General features: G+C 62.9%; 3 protein-coding genes. All 3 read left to right on the top strand.

The features are described from left to right. The first annotated feature begins 403 nt into the window (after positions 1 to 403). Positions 404 to 2,092, top strand: a complete 1,689-nt coding sequence (locus P792_RS23695; RefSeq protein ID WP_023977765.1) for a DNA cytosine methyltransferase — start codon at positions 404 to 406, stop codon at positions 2,090 to 2,092. A gap of 239 nt (positions 2,093 to 2,331) precedes the next feature. Beyond that, entirely contained in the window at positions 2,332 to 2,823 is a 492-nt protein-coding gene (locus P792_RS23690; protein WP_023977764.1) for a DUF6878 family protein, read from the top strand. 65 nt (positions 2,824 to 2,888) lie between these two features. Next, positions 2,889 to 3,265: ParB N-terminal domain-containing protein (locus tag P792_RS38230; protein WP_235075392.1), on the top strand; the 377-nt coding region annotated here is incomplete at its 3' end.

Below are 3,265 nucleotides of genomic sequence, written 5' to 3'. Positions count from 1 at the left end.
CGCGCCGCGCGCCTCGCCGACGCTTATCGCAGCGAACTGCGCCGCGAAAAGGAGCACACCGAGCGCGCGATGCTCGCGGCGCTCAGCGCGAAATACAAACACCTTGCCCCCGCCGGGGCGGCTATGATGCCGAGTGCAGCCCCGGTGCAACTGGGTCTCTTCTGACGATTGCCAAGGTGGCAGCCCGACTGCCCCTGCCCAATGCCGCATCGGGTGAAAGAGATCCCGATAGCCGCTTGGAACAGAGAGAGAGGGGTTAGCCGACAGGCCCGGTCCGCCTCAATCGGTGGGTCCTCCCCATGCTCGCAAGCTGCGCGTGGGTCCGGTCCCGGCGCTTATGCGCCGCGACTGACCCGGACCGCCCCTGACGACTAGCCGGGAAGTCGTAAAGGGAGAAGAAATCATGCCAGACCTGACGACGCATCACGTTATCACCCACGCACATCTGTTCTGCGGCCTCGGCGGGGGAGCAAAGGGCTTCAACGCAGCCAAGGCCCGACACGGCGCCCTGACAGCGTCATTCGAATGCCTCGGCGGAATCGATGTGGATCCTGCAGCGATCCGCGACTTTGAACGCCTGTCAGGCGTCAAGGGCACCGTCCTAGACCTGTTCGATCGTGGTCAGTATCGGGATTTCCATGGCGCAGACCCTGCGCCCGACTGGTCCGAAGCAACCACGGCCGACATTCATCGCGCGTTCAATAACCGCAAGCCGCACATCCTTTTCCTGTCTGCACCCTGCAAGGGATTTTCCGGTCTCTTGTCAGAAACCATGAGCCGGACAGGGCGGTATCAGGCGCTCAACCGCCTTACGCTTCGCGGTATATGGCTTGCTCTGGAAGCGTACAAAGAGGATCCGGTCGAATTCATTCTCTTCGAAAATGTGCCGCGCATCGCGACCCGTGGCAGGCACCTGCTCGATCAGATCGTGGCGCTTCTTGGGAGCTATGGGTACGCTGTCGCCGAGACGACGCATGACTGCGGCGCATTGGGCGGGCTGTCGCAATCGCGCAAGCGTTTTCTCCTCGTCGCGCGGCATGCCGCCAAGGTGCGGCCGTTCCTCTGGGAACCACCCAAACGCGCAATCGGCGGCGTGGGCGATGTACTGGGGCGTATGCGCCTGCCGGGCGATCCACTGGCAGGACCGATGCACCGCGTGCCTCGTCTCCAGTGGCAGACCTGGGCCAGACTTGCTTTTGTCGAAGCTGGAAAGGACTGGCGTTCCTTACAACGGCTTGCTGTGGAGAACGGCGTTCTGCGCGACTACCTTCTGGTATCGGAACAGCACTGGCGTGGTGGCCCTCTCGGCGTTGTCCCCTGGAGTGATGCAGTTGGCGTGGTCGCAGGACGCTCGAATGCGACGAATGGACGGTTCAATGTAGCCGACCCTCGGATCGATGGTCACGAGCGCTCAGTCCAGCACGGTATCCGGCGCTGGGACGAGCCAGCTCCCGTCGTCACGGGAAAAATGCTTGTTGGAGGCGGTCCGCATGCAGTCGCTGACCCGCGCGACCTCGCCGGGTCCGCACTGACGAATGAATACAGGATCGTCCCCTGGACAGGGGATGAAGGTGTGCTCGGCGAGCCGGGAGGTTCAGGACAGCGCATCGCCGATCCGCGACCGAACCTATCGCGCGAAAAGGGAGATCCCTACCTCACCGCGGGCCATTATGGGGTGGTTTCATGGGATGACGCGACCGGCGCCGTGAGCGCCGCTGCTGGCCATGATAACGGCCGCTGGGCTGTGGCTGATCCCCGTCAGGCGCTTCCCTGCGCGACCGAGAAGCTCGTTGCGGTTATCCGCGCCCTCGACGGTACCTGGCATCGACCCTTCACGACAGCCGAGCTGGCGGCACTGCAGTCGCTCTACGATCCTGAGGAGCAGGCCGAGCTCGACGGTCTGAGTGACTCTGCGTGGCGTGAGCGGATCGGCAATGCAGTCCCGCCCGATGCGGCGCGCGCGATTGCGGAAACCATGGGCCGTACGCTGCTGGCCGCATGGAATGGCGAGACATTCATGCTCGGTGTCGAACCCATCTGGGTGCGTCCGATCGCGGTCGCCGCAAGCGTCGATGTGCCCCTCCCAGCGTGAGCCGTTGACCCGCCCGTCCGAGGTTCTCGGACGGGGAAAGGCGACGAGCGGAAGAAGGAGAGAGGGGGTAGGTGACGGGATCGGCCCGCATCAAGCGGTGGGTCCTCCCCATGCTCGCAAGCTGCGCGTGGGTCCGGTCCCGGCGCTTACGCGCCGCGCCTGACCCGGCCCGACCCGTCACCTACCGGAATGGTCAAGCGCAGAGATTAGAGCGCGAGACACAAGCCGGAGACAGGACAATGTCCGAACAGATCGCACCCCAGATGGAACGCCCTTCAGTGATTGGGCCTGATTACATGGAGCAGCTGCAGCACCACCAGGCGCTGCGCCAGGAGGCACTGCAAGAGAACCTCATTCTGATCTGGGATGCGATGTACGATAACGCCCTAAAGCGGATCGTGCTCTCCTATGATTGCCGCTACGACGTGATCGACACTCCTACGGTCTGCTTTGAAGACCGATCAGCCAGCGTCGCCATGCCTGACGTAATCCGCCTGCCTACAGCGGTCGATGCCATGGGCCTTCCTGCTCAGCTCGCTGCGGTTTTCCCGGACACACTGTCTGATGTTGCGTGGCTTTGCGTCCAGATCGTCCTTGGTCGGTCCAAGCCAGACTGGAACGACGGGGCAGGCGGCTACGGCGAAGCGGTCTTCGACCTTTCTACACGCGATCTCTCCGTCTCGCACATGCAGCGCATCGTCGATCACGAGGCCTACACCTTCCAGGCCTGACGCCCTCCCAAACCTACGAATGAAACCGCTCCTGCGCCCAGCGCAGGAGATAAGGAGACATGACCATGACCAATGCGACACCCGAACTGCGCCTTGTGAATCCCAAGAGCCTCGTGGCCAATGATACGAACCCTCGCCGCACGCCGTCCTGCCACGACGAAGACCGCCGCCTTGCACTCAACATCCAGATTGCCGGTCTCATTCACCCGCCTTTGGTCCGTGAGCAGGAAGATGGTTCGCTGAAAATCATCGCCGGTTCGCGACGCGTTCGTGCGTGCATCAAGGCCGGGCTTACCGAGATCCCGGTTCACGTCACTGCATCAGACGAGAAACTCGATACGCTCATCGCCGGGTCCGAGAACATCATTCGTCAGGCCATGACTGAGCCCGATCAATGGGCGTTCGCGGTCAGTCTGCGCAAGGAAAAGGGGCTCAGCGACGC

Source organism: Asaia sp. SF2.1 (genome assembly GCF_000505765.1).
Lineage (GTDB): Bacteria > Pseudomonadota > Alphaproteobacteria > Acetobacterales > Acetobacteraceae > Asaia > Asaia bogorensis.
The sequence above is the reverse complement of the archived record's forward strand: the minus strand, read 5'-3'. Positions and strand labels throughout refer to the sequence as shown.